Source organism: Pseudomonas sp. ACN8 (genome assembly GCF_002303925.1).
Lineage (GTDB): Bacteria > Pseudomonadota > Gammaproteobacteria > Pseudomonadales > Pseudomonadaceae > Aquipseudomonas.
This window is the reverse complement of record NZ_MRCS01000011.1, coordinates 111,247-129,835: the sequence shown is the minus strand read 5'-3', so window position 1 is coordinate 129,835 and position 18,589 is coordinate 111,247. Positions and strand designations below refer to the sequence as shown.

19 protein-coding genes are annotated in these 18,589 nt (G+C 60.7%); 4 read left to right on the top strand and 15 right to left on the bottom strand.

Going from position 1 to position 18,589, the window contains the following annotated elements:
* Positions 1 to 13 precede the first annotated feature (13 nt).
* Positions 14 to 796, bottom strand: coding sequence for a class I SAM-dependent methyltransferase (locus BSF44_RS08660; RefSeq protein ID WP_095943146.1), 783 nt, complete (start codon positions 794 to 796; stop codon positions 14 to 16).
* Positions 797 to 889: 93 nt separating this feature from the next.
* On the opposite strand from BSF44_RS08660, the gene BSF44_RS08655 reads away from it, so the two are divergent.
* Entirely contained in the window at positions 890 to 1,510 is a 621-nt protein-coding gene (locus BSF44_RS08655) for an energy transducer TonB (RefSeq protein ID WP_095943145.1), read from the top strand.
* Between the two features lie 22 nt (positions 1,511 to 1,532).
* On the opposite strand, the gene BSF44_RS08650 is transcribed toward BSF44_RS08655, so the two are convergent.
* The 6 genes from BSF44_RS08650 to ppc form a co-directional block, all read right to left on the bottom strand.
* Positions 1,533 to 2,354, bottom strand: coding sequence for an isocitrate lyase/phosphoenolpyruvate mutase family protein (locus BSF44_RS08650; RefSeq protein WP_095943144.1), 822 nt, complete (start codon positions 2,352 to 2,354; stop codon positions 1,533 to 1,535).
* A 34-nt stretch (positions 2,355 to 2,388) separates the two neighbouring features.
* Positions 2,389 to 3,249, bottom strand: coding sequence for a DUF72 domain-containing protein (locus BSF44_RS08645; RefSeq protein ID WP_095943143.1), 861 nt, complete (start codon positions 3,247 to 3,249; stop codon positions 2,389 to 2,391).
* Entirely contained in the window at positions 3,249 to 3,554 is a 306-nt protein-coding gene (locus tag BSF44_RS08640; protein WP_095943142.1) for a hypothetical protein, read from the bottom strand. Before BSF44_RS08640 ends, BSF44_RS08645 begins: the two co-directional genes overlap by 1 nt.
* A 232-nt stretch (positions 3,555 to 3,786) precedes the next feature.
* Positions 3,787 to 4,461, bottom strand: a complete 675-nt coding sequence (gene tsaB / locus BSF44_RS08635) for a tRNA (adenosine(37)-N6)-threonylcarbamoyltransferase complex dimerization subunit type 1 TsaB (RefSeq protein ID WP_095943141.1) — start codon at positions 4,459 to 4,461, stop codon at positions 3,787 to 3,789.
* A 94-nt stretch (positions 4,462 to 4,555) separates the two neighbouring features.
* Positions 4,556 to 5,203 (bottom strand): adenylate kinase, encoded by a 648-nt coding sequence (adk, locus tag BSF44_RS08630; protein ID WP_095943140.1) that lies wholly within the window; start codon positions 5,201 to 5,203, stop codon positions 4,556 to 4,558.
* Between the two features lie 288 nt (positions 5,204 to 5,491).
* Positions 5,492 to 8,122: a phosphoenolpyruvate carboxylase gene (gene ppc / locus BSF44_RS08625; protein ID WP_095943139.1), complete on the bottom strand. Its 2,631-nt coding sequence runs from the start codon at positions 8,120 to 8,122 to the stop codon at positions 5,492 to 5,494.
* A gap of 203 nt (positions 8,123 to 8,325) precedes the next feature.
* Between ppc and BSF44_RS08620 the strand changes: the two genes are divergently transcribed.
* From BSF44_RS08620 to BSF44_RS08610, 3 genes are all read left to right on the top strand, one after another.
* Entirely contained in the window at positions 8,326 to 8,670 is a 345-nt protein-coding gene (locus BSF44_RS08620) for a pilin assembly protein (protein WP_095943138.1), read from the top strand.
* 329 nt (positions 8,671 to 8,999) lie between these two features.
* Positions 9,000 to 9,413 carry a DUF4398 domain-containing protein gene (locus BSF44_RS08615; RefSeq protein WP_095943137.1) on the top strand — a complete coding sequence of 138 codons (414 nt, stop codon included), beginning with the start codon at positions 9,000 to 9,002 and terminating at the stop codon, positions 9,411 to 9,413.
* Positions 9,414 to 9,458: 45 nt separating this feature from the next.
* Positions 9,459 to 10,256, top strand: a complete 798-nt coding sequence (locus BSF44_RS08610; RefSeq protein ID WP_095943136.1) for an OmpA family protein — start codon at positions 9,459 to 9,461, stop codon at positions 10,254 to 10,256.
* Positions 10,257 to 10,395: 139 nt separating this feature from the next.
* On the opposite strand, the gene BSF44_RS08605 is transcribed toward BSF44_RS08610, so the two are convergent.
* From BSF44_RS08605 to BSF44_RS08570, 8 genes are all read right to left on the bottom strand, one after another.
* Complete coding sequence (locus BSF44_RS08605; protein ID WP_095943135.1) at positions 10,396 to 10,725, bottom strand: hypothetical protein; 330 nt, start codon at positions 10,723 to 10,725, stop codon at positions 10,396 to 10,398.
* On the bottom strand, positions 10,722 to 11,636 hold the full coding sequence (locus tag BSF44_RS08600; protein ID WP_095943134.1) for an alpha/beta hydrolase: 915 nt from the start codon (positions 11,634 to 11,636) through the stop codon (positions 10,722 to 10,724). Before BSF44_RS08600 ends, BSF44_RS08605 begins: the two co-directional genes overlap by 4 nt.
* Before the next feature lie 148 nt (positions 11,637 to 11,784).
* Complete coding sequence (locus tag BSF44_RS08595) at positions 11,785 to 13,062, bottom strand: flavohemoglobin expression-modulating QEGLA motif protein (RefSeq protein ID WP_008051382.1); 1,278 nt, start codon at positions 13,060 to 13,062, stop codon at positions 11,785 to 11,787.
* 32 nt (positions 13,063 to 13,094) lie between these two features.
* The gene (locus BSF44_RS08590; protein WP_095943133.1) at positions 13,095 to 13,649 is read right to left on the bottom strand and encodes a hypothetical protein; all 555 of its coding nucleotides are present in this window, start codon (positions 13,647 to 13,649) and stop codon (positions 13,095 to 13,097) included.
* A gap of 163 nt (positions 13,650 to 13,812) precedes the next feature.
* Positions 13,813 to 14,529: a TetR/AcrR family transcriptional regulator gene (locus BSF44_RS08585; protein ID WP_056721047.1), complete on the bottom strand. Its 717-nt coding sequence runs from the start codon at positions 14,527 to 14,529 to the stop codon at positions 13,813 to 13,815.
* Between the two features lie 98 nt (positions 14,530 to 14,627).
* On the bottom strand, positions 14,628 to 16,130 hold the full coding sequence (gene lysS, locus BSF44_RS08580; protein ID WP_056721048.1) for a lysine--tRNA ligase: 1,503 nt from the start codon (positions 16,128 to 16,130) through the stop codon (positions 14,628 to 14,630).
* A gap of 115 nt (positions 16,131 to 16,245) precedes the next feature.
* A protein-coding gene (prfB, locus tag BSF44_RS08575) for a peptide chain release factor 2 (protein WP_095943132.1) occupies positions 16,246 to 17,341 on the bottom strand; the annotation gives its coding sequence in 2 pieces (ribosomal slippage) (positions 16,246 to 17,268 and positions 17,270 to 17,341; 1,095 coding nt in all).
* 203 nt (positions 17,342 to 17,544) lie between these two features.
* Positions 17,545 to 18,546, bottom strand: coding sequence for a PleD family two-component system response regulator (locus tag BSF44_RS08570; protein ID WP_095943131.1), 1,002 nt, complete (start codon positions 18,544 to 18,546; stop codon positions 17,545 to 17,547).
* Between the last annotated feature and the right edge of the window lie 43 nt (positions 18,547 to 18,589).

Below are 18,589 nucleotides of genomic sequence, written 5' to 3'. Positions count from 1 at the left end.
GTGCGACTCGGTCTTAAGGCTTGAGCGCCTTCTTCGGATAGATGTCATACCGACTGGACTTGCCATCGAGCGCATGGCTCGGCTTCGGCCCTTCGATGCACGGCGCCTTGCGCGGACGCTTGACCACCACCCGGTGGCTGGCCAGGGCCAAGGCGGCTTCGAGCAATGCCGGCGCATCCGGGTCATCGCCCACCAATGGCCGGAACAGGCGCATTTCCTTCTTCACCAGCGCGGTTTTCTCGCGATGCGGGAACATCGGGTCAAGGTAGATCACCTGGGGCGGCTCGCCCTCCCAGTTGCGCATGACCTCGATCGAATTGCCCTTGAGCAAGCGCATGCGCGCCACGATCGGCGCCACGTCGAAATCTTCCGCGCCACGGGCCAGGCCGTCTTCCAGCAAGGCACCGATCAGCGGCTGACGCTCGATCAGGCTCATCTCGCAACCGAGGCTGGCCAGCACGAACGCGTCCTTGCCCAGCCCCGCCGTGGCGTCCAGTACCCGCGGGCGCACACCTTGGGCGACGCCAACGGCCTTGGCGATCATCTGTCCGCTGCCACCACCATACAACCGGCGATGGGCCGCACCACCCTCGACGAAATCCACCCGCACCGGCCCCGGCGCATCCGGCCCCAGCTGTTGCAGTTGCAAGCCCATGTCACCCACCTGCAAGGCAAACTCGCCGTCCGCCACTTGCATTGGCAAGCCCAGGCGCTCGGCCCATTGCTCGGCTTGTGGCTCGAACGCCGCATCGAGGGCCTGGACATGGATGCGGCAGACCGCAGGTTGATCAATCATCGGAAAACACGCTCAAAAAATTAATGATCGGCAAAAACGGCCGATAACAAAACTATCGAGCATTTTGCCAGAGCTGAGCGTCGACCGAGAGAAATGTCAGGCATTCAACCCACAATCACAGGTTTTATCTCGCCCTACGGCGACTACAACCTGCGAAACACCCAGGCACTGAGCGGCGTCAGCCACATCTGGCAGGATTTCTTTGCCCGAGCGCTGGCCGAACAGTCGGGTGAAGTGCTGCCGCAATCGCTGAACTTTCCACCGGTCGACCTCGAAAGCCCGGTTGAACCCACCGTTGGCAGCGACCTGCTGGCCCACATCGTGTCCCAGCGCGAATGCGACGTGAAGGACAACGAAATCCGCCCGCCCGAGCCGCTGTTCCTGCCGATTGCCGAATTCGAAATGGACCTGGCCGACAAGCCGTTCCCACCGTTCCCGGCGGACGAAATCGTCGCCCAGCAAAAACAGCAGGACTTCGAAAGCGGCTGGGTTCGCCCAATCGTGTTGAACGCCGGTCAGCCGCTGCCAGACGTCGGCCCTGCCCCGCAACCGCTTCCGCTGCACCTGCCCATCGCCGAATTCGAACTCGACCTGCTCGACAAGCCGTTCCCGCCATTCTCGCCAGAAGAACTAGTAGCGCAGCAAAAACAACTCGATTTCGACAATGGCTGGGCGCGCCCGATCATCCTGCAGAACCTGCGCATCGCCGCCTGATCCTCAGCCGCGCCCTCTTCCCTCAGCCTTTGAAAAACTGATTGGCCTTCTGATACGGCATCGACCGGGACGTGAAACCGAACGTGCCTGACGTCTGGATTTCTTCGGCGGCGCGGAAGAATTCGCCATAGGCCGCCAATGCCAGCGCCGAACCGACGCTGATGCGTTTGACGCCCATTTCACCCAACTGCGCGACCGTCAGCTTCAAGCCGCCCGACATCAACACATTCACAGGTTTGGGCGCCACGGCGCGCACCACCGCCAGCACATCCTCGGCGCTGCGCAGACCCGGTGCGTAGAGCACATCGGCACCGGCCTCGGCGAATGCCTGCAAACGGCGGATGGTGTCGGCCAGATCGGGATTGCCGTGCAGGAAGTTTTCCGCCCGGGCAGTCAACGTAAAGTGGAACGGCAGACTGCGAGCGGCAGCCACAGCGGCTTCGATGCGCGCCACGGCGTGTTCGAAACAATAGATCGGGCCTTCTTCGCGGCCGGTGGCATCTTCGATCGAACCACCGACGGCGCCGGCCTCTGCCGCGCGCAAGATACTTTTCGCGCAGTCGGCGGGGTTGTCGGCAAAGCCGTTTTCCAGGTCCACGGCAACCGGCAGGTCGGTGGCGGCGACAATCGCCTGAACATTCATCAGGGTATCGTCGAGGGTCAATCCGCCATCGGCACGACCCTGGGAAAAGGCGTAACCGGCACTGGTGGTCGCCAGCGCCTCGAAGCCGAGGCTGGCGAGCATTTTCGCTGAACCGGCATCCCACGGATTAGGAATCACAAAAGCCCCGGGGCGTTCGTGAAGGGCTTTGAACGCCTGGGCTCGAAGGGTTTGCGCATCCATTGGGCAGGCTCCTGAAGAGGGGAAAGAATTCGCCTCAGAGCAGGCCAAGCTGCTCGGCGACGGGTTCTCTGTATAGCTCAGGCAGCGCCGGCAAGCCAGGCAAACGCAGCATCAGCCGGGCGTGAAAACGCTGCGCCAGCTTCGCCGCCAGTAGGTTGTCGGCCGTGTGCAGGAAGATATACGGCGTGCGACCTTCTTCGATCCATAACGCAACTTTCTCGACCCACGGCTCCAGGAACGCATCGTTGGCCTCAAGCGTTGGATGGCCGATAAAACGCACCTGCGGGAATTGCGTGAATGCCGCAGGGCGTGGTGGCACCCGGGGCTTCTTCGATTGGGCGTGGAGCACCGAGGGCTCGGTCGAGGTGCAACTGAACAGCGCACGGGGATCGAGACAGATGCGCTCGACGCCGCGATCCAGCAGCAAGCGGTTGAGCATTCGCTCGCTGTCACCCTTGGCGAAAAACTCGTCGTGCCGCACTTCCACAGCCAGCGGTCGCTGAAGGGCATCGATGAATCCGGCCAGCTCAGGCAAACGTTGGGGCGTGAAGCTTTTCGACAGTTGTAACCACAATGGCGACACTCGCTCGCCGAGCGGGTTGAGCAATTGCACGAAGGTTTCGGTGGCGGTCAGTTGCTCGCGCAGATCGCCACCGTGGCTGATCTCTCCGGGAAACTTGGCGGTGAAGCGAAAGTGCTCGGGCATGGTTTCGGCCCAACGCTGCACGGTGCTGGCGGCCGGGCTCGCGTAGAAGGTCGTGTTGCCTTCCACGGCATTGAAAACCCGGGAATAGAGATCAAGAAAATCGGCGGGTTTGGCGTCCAGCGGATACAGGTAGTCGCGCCAGGCGTTTTCGCTCCAGGACGGACAACCAAGGTAATACGGCAGCAACATCAGATGTACAGGTCGAGACCCAGCACATCCGTTTCCCAATCGACGAAACCGGCGGTGCTCAGGTAGCTGGCCAGGGCTGTCGCCACGCTTTTGCTCATGGCACGGTGGTAAATCATGTCTTGCTGACGGGCGGGGAGATTGCTCAGTTTTTGCGCAGAGGCTTTGGCGGCGCGGGCAGCCAGTTGCTCTTCAGTCGGGAATTCCAGCTCGCCTTCGATATCAATGGCGTCGTCCTCCACCACGCGGCCTTTGCGAGGCTTGCGCTTGATGGGGTAGGACTGAGAGGAAACGCCGTCTATACGCATACGTGCATACTCGGAATCAGTGATGGCAGTTTAGTGGCGCAAAAGCCACTTCGCAAACCGCCGAGTGATAACTAGAACACATAAAAGGCAAAAGGTTTAAAAGCTGAGGTTAGAAACTGATGATTGGCTATAACTGGTAGATCGCATCGCGAGCAAGCTCGCTCCCACAGGTTCTGCGCAACCCCCTGTGGGAGCGAGCCTGCTCGCGATTGGACCGACTCGGCCCTGAATACTATCGAGCTTTAGGCGTCGCCACCTTGTCGCGCAGATAAACCGGCTGCGCCTCATCGGCCACGATTGCCTCGCCGCGTTCCCAGGCAAACCGCGCCAAAGTCAGCAAGTCTTGCGCGTGGGGCAACATGCCCGCGTCCTGCCCGCTCAGGCTGACAGCGATGCGCTCGCCATAACCCCAACCGGTGCCTGCGCCGAACCATTCACCGCCGGCATCGATCGGCAATGCAGCGGACTCCGGCGGCAGCACCGCTTCAGTACCCACCAGGCGCATCTCTCCGGCCGTTTCGCGGTAGCAACCCCAATACACTTCATCCATGCGCGCATCGATGGCGGCGGCGACCTGAGTGGCGCCGTGTTCACGCAACGCACGTTGCGCCAGCACGGCCAGGTTCGACACCGGCAGCACCGGGCGCTCCAGGGCAAACGCCAGGCCTTGCACCACACCGATGGCGATGCGCACGCCGGTGAAGGCGCCCGGGCCACGGCCGAACGCGATGGCGTCGACCGCTTGCAGCGTGGTACCCGCATCGGCCAACAGTTGCTTGATCATCGGCAACAGCTTCTGCGCGTGCAGGCGCGGGATCACCTCGTAATGGCTCGTGACCTTGCCGTCATGCAGCAAGGCAACGGAGCAAGCTTCAGTCGCGGTGTCCAGGGCCAGCAAGGTGCTCATCGATGTATCCACAAGAGAGATCAGAAAAAAGTGCGTCAGTATAAACAACTACGGCCCGCAAGCGGGCCGTGGATGATGCAGCGGATCAGACTTTTCAGCTCAGGGCTGCAAGCACCTTGGCGGTGATCGCTTCAACCGAACCGACGCCTTCGATGTGGCTGTACTTCGGCTTGCCATTGGCAGCCGACAGCGTCTGGTAGAACTCCACCAGCGGCTTGGTCTGGGAGTGGTAGACCGACAGGCGATGACGCACGGTTTCTTCGGTGTCGTCCTTGCGCTGTACCAGCTCTTCACCGGTGACGTCGTCAAGGCCGGCTACTTTCGGCGGGTTGTAGACGATGTGGTACACGCGACCGCTGGCCTCGTGAACACGACGGCCGGCGATACGCTGGACGATTTCTTCGTCTTCAACGGCGATTTCAACCACGGCATCCAGTTCAACACCGGCAGTCACCAGGGCTTCAGCCTGGGGAATGGTGCGCGGGAAGCCATCGAACAGGAAACCGTTGGCGCAGTCGGACTGGGCGATGCGGTCCTTGACCAGTGCGATGATCAGGTCATCGGACACCAGGCCACCGGCATCCATGATGCCCTTGGCCTTGATGCCCAGCTCGGTGCCGGCCTTGACCGCTGCACGCAACATGTCGCCGGTGGAGATTTGCGGAATGCCGAATTTTTCGGTGATGAACTTAGCCTGAGTACCTTTACCGGCCCCGGGAGCTCCCAGCAGAATGACGCGCATCGATGTGCTCCTCAATTTTTTATATGGATAACGTCAGATTCGCCTCGTGGGGCCAATCTCAAAAATAGGGTCGTGACCGCCCAAACGGTCAAAGGCTGATCAAGATACACAGCAGGCTGCGCCCACACAAGACGCCGAAAGTCGAAGAAACCGCTACCTCTTGCGACCATTGCGCGCGGTTCCCCAAGTCGCAACCCCATCATTAACTGTCGCCTGGCAGCACTTTTACACCCGTCATACGGCGGCATCCGGCTCACCCGCCGGATGCCTGACCTCACGGCAAAAACCTTAGCCGGTATTACGCAAACCGGCGGCAATACCCGCCACAGACACCAGCAAGGCCTGTTCTACCGGGCTGCCCTGCGCCACGTCCTGCACTCTTGAACGGGCCAGCAACTCGGCCTGCAATAGATGAAGCGGGTCGAGATAGGTGTTGCGCAAGCGGATGAACTCAAGGGTCGCGGGGCTATGTGCCAGCAGCTGCGACTGCCCGGTCAGGCCGAGAACAATGATGCATGCCTGCGACAATAGGTCGCGTAAATGCGCACCCAATGGCAACAGATTCGGCTCCACCAGACGCTCATCGTAGGACTGTGCAATGTCGGCATCGGCCTTGGCCAGGACCATTTCCAGCATGTCGATGCGGGTGCGGAAGAATGGCCACTGCTCGCGCATCTGCCCCAGCAGCTCACCTTCGCCACGCTCCAGTGCCTTGCTCAGGGCCGCTTCCCAACCCAGCCAGGCCGGCAGCATCAGGCGCGTCTGGGTCCAGCCGAAGATCCACGGAATCGCCCGCAGGCTTTCGATCCCCCCGGCCCGGCGCTTGGCCGGACGACTGCCCAGTGGCAAACGGCCGAGCTCCTGCTCCGGCGTGGACTGGCGGAAATACTCCACGAACTGCGGATTTTCCCGCACCACGGCGCGATAGGCACTGACCCCGTCCGCGGCCAGTTCGTCCATCAAATGGCGCCACTCGGGCGTAGGTGGTGGCGGAGGCAGCAAGGTCGCCTCCAGCACCGCGGCCAGGTACAGATTGAGGTTTTGCTCGGCGATGTCCGGCAGGCCGAACTTGAATCGAATCATTTCCCCCTGTTCGGTGGTACGGAAACGCCCCGCCACCGAACCCGGTGGCTGCGACAGGATCGCCGCGTGAGCCGGACCGCCACCACGCCCCACGGTGCCGCCGCGACCGTGGAACAACAGCAGCTCGACTTGTTGTTCGCGGCAGATATCCACCAATCGCTCTTGCGCCCGGTACTGCGCCCAGGCCGCCGCGGTGGTACCGGCGTCCTTGGCCGAGTCGGAGTAGCCGATCATCACTTCCTGCGGCCCTTGCAGGCGCGAGCGATAACCTGGCAACAGCAGCAGCTTCTCGATCACCGGCCCCGCGTTGTCGAGGTCGGCCAGGGTTTCGAACAGCGGCACCACACGCATCGGTCGCAACACGCCGGACTCTTTGAGCAACAACTGCACGGCCAGCACATCGGAAGCCGCACCGGCCATGGAAATCACATAGGAACCGAGGGATGCCGACGGCGCAGCGGCGATTTCCCGGCAGGTTGCCAGCACCTCGGCGGTGTCGGCGGAGGGTTTGAAGTACGTCGGCAACAAGGGCCGGCGATTGCTCAATTCGCGCATCAGGAAGGCAATGCGTTCTTCCTCGCTCCAGTCCTCGTAGCGTCCCAGGCCGAGGTAGTCGGTGATTTCGGTCATCGCCGCGGTGTGCCGCGACGAGTCCTGGCGTACATCCAGACGAACCAGGAACAGACCGAATGTCACTGCCCGACGCAGGCAATCGAGCAACGGCCCGTCGGCGATCACGCCCATGCCGCACTCGTGCAAGGAGTGGTAGCAAAGCTCCAGTGGTTCGAGCAGTTCACGGTTGTCTTGCAGTACATCGGCGGGTGCCGGCGTTGCCGTCGACAAGGCGGCATGCGCCCAGTTACGCGTTGCCCGCAGGCGTTCGCGCAAATGTTTGAGCACAGCCCGGTAGGGCTCGGCGCTGTCTCCCGCCCTGGCCTTCAATTCATCGCTGGCCTGCTGCATCGACAGCTCGGCGGCCAGGCGATCGACATCGCGCAGGTACAAATCGGCCGCCATCCAGCGCGCCAACAGTAAGACTTCTCGGGTCACCGCCGCCGTCACGTTCGGGTTGCCGTCACGGTCGCCGCCCATCCACGAGGCAAAGCGGATCGGTGCCGCCTCAAGGGGCAGGCGCAGGCCGGTAGCGGCGTGCAGGGCCTGATCGGCCTTGCGCAGGTAATTGGGAATGGCCTGCCACAGCGAATGCTCGATCACCGCGAAACCCCACTTGGCTTCGTCCACCGGTGTCGGGCGCGTGCGGCGGATTTCCTCGGTGTGCCAGGCTTCGGCGATCAGGCGTTGCAAGGTGGTCTTGATCTGCTCGCGCTCGGCGCTGGTCAGGTCACGATGATCCTGAGCCGCCAGTTGCGCGGCGATGGCGTCGTACTTCTGGATCAGTGTGCGGCGTGCAACTTCGGTGGGATGGGCCGTAAGTACCAGTTCGATCTCCAGCCGCCCCAGTTGCCGGGCCAGCGCGTCGGCACCATGCCCCTCGGCGCGCAGGCGCGCGAGCAACTCCGGCAGCACCCGGGCTTCGAACGGCGCCGCCTGGGATTCCTCGCGGCGGTGAATCAACTGATATTGCTCGGCGATGTTGGCCAGGTTGAGAAACTGGTTGAACGCCCGAGCCACCGGCAGCAACTCGTCTTCGCTCAGCTGATTGAGGCTGGCGCTGAGTTCGGCGTCCATGGAACCCCGTCGGTCAGCCTTGGCGCCCTTGCGGATCTGCTCGATCTTGTCGAGAAAACCGTCGCCATATTGCTCACGAATGGTGTTGCCCAACAGCTCACCCAACAGGTGAACGTCCTCGCGCAAGCGTGCATCAATATCGGTCATCAGCAGGTCTCCAGCAAAAAATCCGGGCGGCTAGGAAACAAGAGAGTGCCGCCCCAGACAGGTTCTTACAAGCAAGACGACGAAGGGCCTTTAAACCTTGCCTGTTGAGGCTAGTCTTGAACGGTAAGCCGTACAACGGTTGTCACCGGCCAGTGCCGGACACTCACTCTGCCCGCCACGAGCGGGAGCGCAATGAGGTCAATATGAAAATCCGCGAGCTTGCCCACCACTGGGAAGAAAACGCCAAGGGTCGCCTGACCGACACCGGCTACTCGATTCATCTGGACGTAGAGTCTGCCGCACGCCTGGCCGCGCTCGTCGAGATGTACCCCAAGCGGCATCCCGAAGAACTGCTCGGCGATCTGATCGGCGCCGCACTGGAAGAACTGGAAAGAAGCTTCCCGTACATCAAAGGCACGACCGTGGTCGCTACCGATGAAGAAGGCGATCCGCTGTACGAAGACATCGGGCCGACCCCGCGCTTTCTGGCGCTGTCTCGTCGGCATCTGCACGATTTGTCGGTACCTGACGACAAACAGAAGCACTGAACATCCGCAAAACCTGTGGGAGCGAGCCTGCTCGCGAAGGCGCGCTGTCAGTTGGAATTGATGTTGACTGACACGGCGCTTTCGCGAGCAGGCTCGCTCCCACATTAGTCCATATTCCAATTCAAAAAATCGCACTTCTCCTGCCCTAAAGGGCGCTGTCAACTCGATCCAGGTTTTTCGATAGCCGGCTATTTTCTCTGAACTTTCAAAAAAAGCCTCGGGTCAACCCAAGTAACCACGCCTGGGACGAGTGTTTCAAAACGCCCCTCAATTGATGGTTTCAGCGCCTTGCCCAGGGTGGATTTCGACGTTTTTCAGGAGCTGGCCCAATGGAGTTGAAGACCATGAAAACCCGAACCAGCACGTCCTCATTTACCTGTTCGCGAAGCCTCAAACTGGCGGCGCTGGCCCTGGGCAGCAGCCTGGTGCTGGCCGGCTGCGCCGGTAACCCGCCGACCGAGCAGTACGCAGTCACCCAATCGGCCGTCAACGACGCCGTGAGCGCCGGCGGCACCGAGTTCGCCGCCGTGGAAATGAAGTCGGCCCAGGACAAGCTCAAGCAAGCCGAAATAGCCATGCACGACAAGAAATACGACCAGGCCCGGATGCTCGCCGAACAGGCCGAATGGGACGCTCGCGTGGCCGAGCGCAAGGCCCAGGCGATGAAGGCCGAACAATCAGTGAAGGACGCTCAGAAAGGCGTCCAGGAAATGCGTCAGGAAAGTCAGCGCACCGTTCAGTAAGCGGCGCGGCGCCACGCATTCCCACTCGACTAAAAGGACGAAATCATGAACCGTAAACAACTGATGATCCCTGCCCTGCTGGCTGTCACCGTAGCCCTGGCGGCCTGCTCCACACCACCGAACGCCAACCTCGAACAGGCCCGCAGCAACTACAGCGGCCTGCAAGCCGACCCGCAATCGGCCAAGGTCGCGGCCCTGGAAACCAAGGAAGCCAGCGACTATCTGAACATGGCCGATAAGGCCTACATGGACAAGGAGGACACGGCCAAGGTCGACCAGCTTGCCTATCTGACCAACCAGCGTGTCGAAGTGGCCAAGCAGACCATTGCCCTGCGCACCGCCGAGGCCAGTCTGAAAGATGCCTCGGCACAACGGGCTCAGGCGCGCCTCGACGCCCGCGATCAGCAGATCAAACAGTTGAAGGACAGCCTCAACGCCAGGCAGACCGATCGCGGAACGCTGGTGACTTTCGGGGATGTGCTGTTCGCCACCGACAAGGCCGAGCTGAAATCCAACGGCCTGATGAACATCAACAAACTGGCGCAGTACCTCCAGGAAAACCCCGAGCGCAAAGTGATCGTCGAGGGCTATACCGACAGCACCGGCACGGCGTCGCACAACCAGTCGCTGTCGGAGCGTCGCGCGGGCTCCGTGCGTGCAGCACTGGTGAAGATGGGCGTTGATCCGGCGCGTATCGTCGCCCAGGGCTACGGCAAGGAGTATCCGGTGGCGGATAACAGCAGCACCTCGGGCCGGGCGATGAACCGTCGGGTGGAGGTGACCATTTCCAATGACAGTCGGCCGGTGATGCCGCGTTCGGCGGTGAGTTCATACACCCAATAATCAGCCGCAACACAAAACCCCGTGGGAGCCAGCCAGCTGGCGATAGCTGTGTATCAGTCAACATCAATGTTGAATGCACAATCGCTATCGCCAGCAGGCTGGCTCCCACATTGGTTCTGTGTTGCCTGCGAAAATTGCGTTACTGCTCCAGCTTCTGCGGCGTTTCCTGCCCCATGCAGCGCACGGCTTTTTTCTTGTTGTCGACCAGCACGCCGGTCAGGCCTTTCTGTTCCATGTCGAACAGCACCAGCACGCCGTCGATGCACTGCGCCACCTGGGCGGCCGGTTGCAGGGAGACTTTGTAGTCTTCACCCGGCACGGTCTTGAGCATGGTGAATTCGTTGAGCAGCAACGCATCCTCAGGCTTGGCGAAGTGCAGGTAACCGTACCACCACAGGGCACCGACGGTGCCGAGGATGCTGCAGATACCGGTGATGATCAGCGGGATGGCGTTGCGTTCTTCACTCATTGCGGACTCTCTGGTGGTTCATCTTCTGAATTCGGGGGTGCCGGGTAATTGGGGATCTCACCCAGGCGGCGCAGGCCGTTGAAATGCTGCGGATCATCAAGATAACGCAACATGACCTTGCGCCAGACCGGGTCGGCGAACGTCTGCACATGACCGCCACGGGTCAGTTGCAGCACCCGTGGCGGCGGCGCAGCTTGATACAGTCGGATGCCGTTGGAAAGAGGCACGATCGGATCGTCGATGCTGTGGTAGAGCAGTTTCGGCACGTCCTTGAGCTGCGCCATGGAGTTGATCGCACTGTCGCCGTCCGGCACCAGCCACGACAACGGCACCTGCACCGGCCAGGTCAACCATGACGTACTCAAGGCAAACTGACCGATGCTTCGGTAACTGGCGGGCACACCGTCGAGGACAATAGCCTTCAGTTGTTTCTGCCGTTCCGGGTGCTGGACCAGATAGTGTACGGCCATCGAGCCACCGAGGCTCTGGCCGAGAAGGATCAGTGGCTTGCCTTTGACCTCCGGCGCCTGGTCGAGCCATTTGAAGGCCGCGTCGATGTCCTGATAGATCGCCGGCAGGCTCGGTTCACCTTCGGACAGGCCATAACCGCGATAGTCCACAAGCAACACCTGGTAACCATTTTTCGGCAACCAAAAGCTGCCGCCGAGGTGCATGGGCAGGTTTCCGCCGTTGCCGTGCAGGTGCAGCACCGTGCCTTTGACCTCGACACCCTTCTTCGCCGGCAGCCACCAGGCATTCAGCTTGAGGCCATCGGCGGTGTTCAAGGTGACTGTGCGGTATTCGAGCCCGGCTTTTTCCGGGGTGAACAACTGGCCGGGTTCGGGGTAGAACAACAGCGAACTGCAACCGTTCAAGGCCAGGAGAAGGCAGAGGATGCCGAGGATTCTCATCCGTTGAAACCTCGCAATAAATGAGGTTGAAACACCGAACACTGTGGGAGCCAGCCTGCTGGCGATAGCTGTGTATCAGTCAACATCAATGTTGAATGCACAATCGCTATCGCCAGCAGGCTGGCTCCCACAGGAGATAACTCCAGCCTCACAAAATATTGGAGTAATCCGCCTCGATCCGGTCCAGGCTCAGGTGGTTGAGGAAGTTGGAGAAGCACATCCACGCCGACAGCGCGTTCATGTCGCGGAACTGTTCTGGCAGGTACTTGGGCGGTACCACCAGGCCCTCGTCCACCAACTGGCGCAAGGTGCGCATGTCTTCCAGCGTAGTTTTGCCGCAGAACAACAGCGGTATCTGCTCCAGCTTGCCTTTACGCACAGCCAGTTGAATGTAGTTGTAAATCATGATGAAGCCCTTGAGGTAGGACAAGTCTTTGGTAAATGGCAGACCTGTCGGCACCGAGCCGCGGAAAACACGACTGGCGTTGCTGTAGCTCTCGGGCATTTCAAAGCCTTGCTCGCGGAAGAACTCGAACACCTGCAGGAAGTCGGCCCCCTCCTCCACCATGTGAATGGCGCGAGTGCGGTTGGTCAGTTTGCGCAGACGGCTCGGGTACGAGGCGAAGGTGATGATTTCCATCAGGATCGCCAGGCCTTCCTGGGTCACCGTCGACGAGGGCGGCCCCTTGGAGAGGAAGGTGCAGATAGGCTGGTTCAGGCCGTTGAGGGTGGTGCCGACGTGCACCAGCCCTTCGTGGACCTCCAGCGCCCGCACGTCGCGGTCGTTGAACATCGCGTCGGCGCGGATCTTGATGTAGTCGGCACCCGCCGCCGCATCGGCGACGATGCCGTCGGACTCGAACACACGGATGGTTTCCTCGGCCTCGCCAAACACCTTGTTCAAGCGATGCTGCAACAAGTCCACCGCGTCCTTGGCCGTCAGCGTCTTCGGTTCATCCTTCAGGTCGCCACGGCCGTCGATGTTGTTCAGGTATTCGGACAACATCATGCCCAGGTCCGACAGCGTCGGGTCGCCAGCATGGAATGCATCGGATGCAGCGCCGTACAACTCCTGGGAAATCAGGCCGAAATCCTCGGTGCCACGCGCTTCAAGCATGCGCACCACCATGCGGTATTCCTTGCACATGCGGCGCATGATCTGGCCGACCGGGTTGAACTGGCCGAGCTGGCGGGTGATGTCGCGCTCGATGTTCTGGAATTCCAGCTTCACTTTGCTGGAGTCGAACGCCAGCGGCCGGTTGAGGTAGTAGTCGCGGTCCACCGCCGGCATTTCCTTGCCCTTGGCCTTAAGGAACCCTTTACGAATGTTGTCATCCCACTTGACCGCATCGAGGACGCGGATCGGCGTCTGCGCCAGCACGATGCGATCGGACAAAATACGTATCGACTGTTGGTAATCGTCCACGCGAAACTCCTGTAGAAACCTGTTGGTGCTGCTTATTTGGCTTTGGCCAGACGCTGGTAGCGTACGGCTTCGACAAACACATCGGAATTGGCCGGGTCGTCGAGGTAGGCGGCGACTTGATCCATGTGGCTGTCGATCAATACGCCTGCACCGTCGTCAGTCTGAAACGCTTCGCCGCTCAGGGCGTTTTGCTTCAGCGCCTGGTTGATCTGTTCGAGGTCGAGGTTGTACAGCACCAGTTCACGCTGGTCGGTCAGCTCGAAGCCGCCGATGATGAAATGCCCGCCGAACTGCGCCGGCACCTTCGCTGACAGGTACCAACGGTTGCCATGACGCGACACGGTGAAGAGGTAGGCTTCACGCTCCTTGGGATTGGCCTTGAAGTAGCTGACGGCCTGGTAGCGATTGTCGCCGATGCGGGTCAACTCCAGATTGACGGGCTCGCCCCAGGCGCTGGTGCTGGTCCACCTGCCGAGCAACCCTTTGGGCGCGGGCTCGCTCGTGGGCAGCGGCTCCTTGAAGGTCACCAGACAGCCACTGAGCAGCAGGAACGACAAGGCGATCACAACGACACGCCAGGCTTTCATTCAATACTCCCTATGAACATACGTCGCCCTGAGGTGGACACCGCCCTTCTGTGGGAGCGAGCCTGCTCGCGAATACGGTCTGACATTCAACATCTCTGTTGACTGACACTCCGCTTTCGCGAGCAGGCTCGCTCCCACAGGGGTAGCCTCCAATCAGGAGGAACTACACCGACGCCAGCACCAGGTGCATGTAGCGCGTCAGGATGCCGAGCATTTCCTCTTCGGCGGCAGGCTCGTCTACGTTGAGCAGGCCCTGATATTCCATCCGGCCGATAATCGCCGTCAACACCTTGGCATCCTGATGCGGTTCGCGCGAGCCTAGCACCTGGAACAGCTGGCAAGAGCCCTGCAACAGGATTTGCTGATGCGAGCGCACCAGTTCGGCCAGGCGTGGGTTGAGCAATGCCTCCTGACGAAACGCCTGCTCGGCCATCAGATGCTCCCGGCGATTGACCAGTTGCCGGTGAACGTAATCGGTCATCAGCCGTGCAATGTCGTCGGCCAGCTTCGAGCGCGCCTGCGGGCTGCCATCGCCACTGTCGATCATCTCGCGCAGCAGGCCCTCGTTGTTCACCCACAGCTTGCCCATGTACGCCGCACTGCGTTCCACGTATTGGGCGAAGGTATCGGTGAGCAGGTCATCGATATCCTTGAAATAGTAAGTGGTCGCCGACAATGGCACTTGTGCCTCGGCGGCCACCGCACGGTGCCTTACAGCCCGTACGCCGTCACGCACGACAATGCGCATGGCGGCATCCAGGATTTCCTGTCGTCGCTGTTCGCTGCCCTGTCGGCTGGCCTTGCGACCCTGGTACTGAACACTTTCAGCGACCGCAGTGGCGACACCCGCTGCACCTTCTTGAGCTATTGCACGAATCACGACAGGTATTTCCTCTCAGATGAAAGTAACAAGTTGATACGTTTGTACCAGACAGGCAATAAAAAGCCGCCTCAAAGGCGGCTTTTTATTTGAAACACTTACGCTTGCGGCCGCATGTGCGGGAACAGGATCACGTCGCGGATCGACGGAGAGTTGGTCAGCAGCATCACCAGACGGTCGATACCGATGCCTTCACCCGCCGTTGGCGGCATGCCGTACTCCAGCGCACGAACGAAGTCGGCGTCGTAGTGCATGGCTTCGTCGTCGCCGGCGTCCTTGTCGGCCACCTGGGCCATGAAGCGCTCGGCCTGGTCTTCCGCGTCGTTCAACTCGGAGTAGGCGTTGGCGATTTCACGACCACCGATGAACAGCTCGAAACGGTCGGTGACGTTCGGGTTGTCGTCGTTGCGACGGGCCAGCGGCGACACTTCGAACGGGTACTGGGTAATGAAGTGCGGCTGTTCCAGCTTGTGCTCGACCAGCTCTTCGAAAATCATCACCTGCAGCTTGCCCAGGCCTTCGAAGCCCAGCACCTTGGCGCCGGCCTTCTTGGCAATGGCACGGGCCTTGTCGATGTCGTTCAGGTCATCGGCGGTCAGCTCGGGGTTGTACTTGAGGATCGAGTCGAACACCGACAGACGCACGAACGGCTCGCCGAAGTGGAACACCTTGTCGCCGTACGGCACGTCGGTGCTGCCCAGGACCAACTGCGCCAGTTCGCGGAACAGTTCTTCGGTCAGGTCCATGTTGTCTTCGTAGTCGGCGTAGGCCTGGTAGAACTCCAACATGGTGAATTCAGGGTTGTGACGAGTCGAAACGCCTTCGTTACGGAAGTTGCGGTTGATCTCGAACACTTTCTCGAAGCCGCCGACAACCAGGCGCTTGAGGTACAGCTCCGGCGCGATACGCAGGAACATTTCCATGTCCAGCGCGTTGTGGTGGGTTTCGAACGGCTTGGCTGCCGCGCCGCCAGGAATGGTCTGCAGCATCGGCGTTTCCACTTCCAGGAAGTCACGCTTCATCAGGAAGCTGCGGATGTGGGCGATGACTTGCGAACGCACGCGGAACGTCTGGCGCACGTCTTCGTTGACGATCAGGTCAACGTAGCGCTGGCGGTAGCGCTGTTCGGTGTCGGTCAGGCCGTGGTGCTTGTCCGGCAGCGGGCGCAGGGATTTGGTCAGCAGGCGCACGCTGGTCATTTCAACGTACAGGTCGCCCTTGCCGGAACGGGCCAGGGTGCCTTCGGCGGCAATGATGTCGCCCATGTCCCAGGTTTTCACCGCCGCCAGGGTTTCTTCGGACAGGGTCTTGCGGTTGACATAGACCTGGATGCGACCGGTCATGTCCTGGATCACCATGAACGAGCCACGGTTGAGCATGATACGACCGGCAACCTTGACCGGGATCGCAGCCTCCGCCAGCTCTTCCTTGGTCTTGTCCGCATACTGTTTCTGCAGTTGTTCGCAGTAGTTTTCGCGGCGGAAGTCGTTCGGGAAGGCATTGCCCTTGGCGCGCTCGGCAGCAAGCTTTTCCTTGCGCAGGGCGATCAGGGAGTTTTCTTCCTGTTGCAGGGCTTGCGGGTCGAGTTCTAGGTCGCTCATGTCTTTAAATATTCCATCAGGTTCGTTGCCCCCGGACCTTGCGGCCCGGGGATCGCCAGCAGGGCTGGCTCCTACAGGGATCGAGCTGAAACGGTCGATCCTGTGTTGGCGTCTGTTACAGGCCCGATTTCAGGCTGGCTTCCAGGTACTCGTCGATGTCGCCGTCGAGCACCTTGTCGCAGTCGCTGCGTTCGATGTTCGTCCGCAGGTCCTTGATGCGCGAGGCATCGAGCACGTACGAACGGATCTGATGACCCCAGCCGATATCGGACTTGGTGTCTTCCAGCGCCTGGGACGCCGCGTTGCGCTTCTGCATTTCCTGCTCGTACAACTTGGCCCGCAGCATTTTCATGGCGGTGTCCTTGTTGGCGTGCTGGGAGCGTTCGTTCTGGCAGCTGACCACGGTGTTGGTCGGTACGTGGGTGATACGTACGGCCGAGTCGGTGGTGTTTACGTGCTGACCACCGGCACCGGAGGAACGATAGGTGTCGATCCGCAGGTCTGCCGGGTTGATCTCGATTTCCACCTTGTCATCGATCTCGGGGGAAACGAACACCGCAGAGAAAGATGTATGGCGACGGTTGCCGGAGTCGAACGGGCTCTTGCGCACCAGACGGTGCACGCCGATCTCGGTCCGCAACCAGCCAAAGGCGTATTCGCCCTTGATGTGCACGGTCGCGCCCTTGATCCCGGCGACTTCACCGGCAGACAGCTCCATGATGGTCGCGTCGAAACCGCGTTTGTCAGCCCAGCGCAAGTACATGCGCAACAGGATGTTGGCCCAGTCCTGGGCTTCGGTGCCGCCGGAACCGGCCTGGATGTCCAGATAGGCGTTGTTCGGGTCCATTTCATGGCTGAACATACGTCGGAATTCCAGCTTCGCCAGATTTTCCTCGAGACGGGCCAGCTCGGCGACGACATCGCCCACTGCGCCTTCGTCGTTTTCTTCAACGGCCATGTCCAGCAGGTCGCGGCAATCGGCCAGACCCGTGTTCAATTCGTCCAGGGTATCGACGATCTGCGCCAGCGCAGCGCGCTCGCGGCCCAGTTCCTGGGCGTATTCAGGTTTGTTCCAGACAGCCGGATCTTCAAGCTCGCGATTGACTTCGGTCAGACGCTCATGCTTTTGATCGTAGTCAAAGATACCCCCGAATAGTTTCGGAGCGCTCGGACAGGTCCTTGATGGTGTTCAGGATCGGGTTGATTTCCATGACGGGCAGCACTCGTTGGCGAACTTTTGAAAGCCGGCGAGTATACCGGGAAACGGCTTGAAACGGCAGTCCGCTTGGCTGAAAAGGGACTGTAGGAGCGAGCTTGCTCGCGAAAAAGCCAAAAGCACCGCTGGGCATCTTGCTCTATGCGTTATCGTTCACGACCATCGCGAGCAAGCTCGCTCCTACAGGTTTCGATGCGCTTACCCGATCCCCACCTGATTACGCCCATTGTTCTTCGCCGAATACAGCCCCTTGTCCGCCGCCGAGATCAATTCGCGGCAATTGCTGCCCGCTGTCGGCGTCATGGTCGACAGGCCGATGCTGATGGTCAGGCTCGCCCCTTCGCTCGGCGAAATGTGCGGGATCTTGAGGGCTGCCACGGTCATGCGCAGCTTTTCCGCCATCAATCGTGCACCGCCCTGGGAGGTGTTGGGCAGCACCAGGGCGAACTCTTCGCCGCCATAGCGGGCCGGCAGGTCGGAAGGCCGGGCACTGGCTTCACGGATGGCGGTGGCGACCTTGCGCAGGGCTTCATCACCTTCCAGGTGGCCGAAGGTGTCGTTGTAGGTCTTGAAGTAATCCACGTCGATCATCAACAACGACATCTGGCTCTGCTCACGCAGAGCGCGGCGCCACTCCAGCTCCATGTATTCGTCGAAGTGCCGGCGGTTCGACAACCCGGTCAGGCCATCGGAGTTCATCAGGCGTTGCAGCACCAGGTTGGTGTCGAGCAGTTGCTGCTGGCTGACCCGCAACGCGCGGTACGCCGCGTCCCGTTGCAATAGGGTCATATAAGAGCGCGAGTGATAGCGGATGCGCGCGACCAGTTCGATGTTGTCCGGCAGCTTGACCAGATAATCGTTGGCCCCGGCGGCAAAGGCCGCGCTCTTGATCAACGGGTCTTCCTTGGTCGACAGGACGATGATCGGAATGTCCTTGGTCGCCGGGTGATTGCGGTACTCGCGCACCAGGCTCAGGCCATCAAGACCGGGCATGACCAGATCCTGCAGGATCACCGTCGGCTTGATACGCACCGCGTGGGCGATGGCCTGGTGCGGGTCGGCGCAGAAGTGGAAATCGATGTTCTCTTCGTTCGACAGGCCGCGACGCACGGCTTCGCCGATCATGGCCTGATCGTCCACCAGCAACACCATGGCGGCGTTTTCGTCGGTCTTGAAGTCGTCGAGCTGTAATTCAGTCATGTGCGGTCACCTGAGTACTACCTGAGCCAGGAATGAGGAAAAA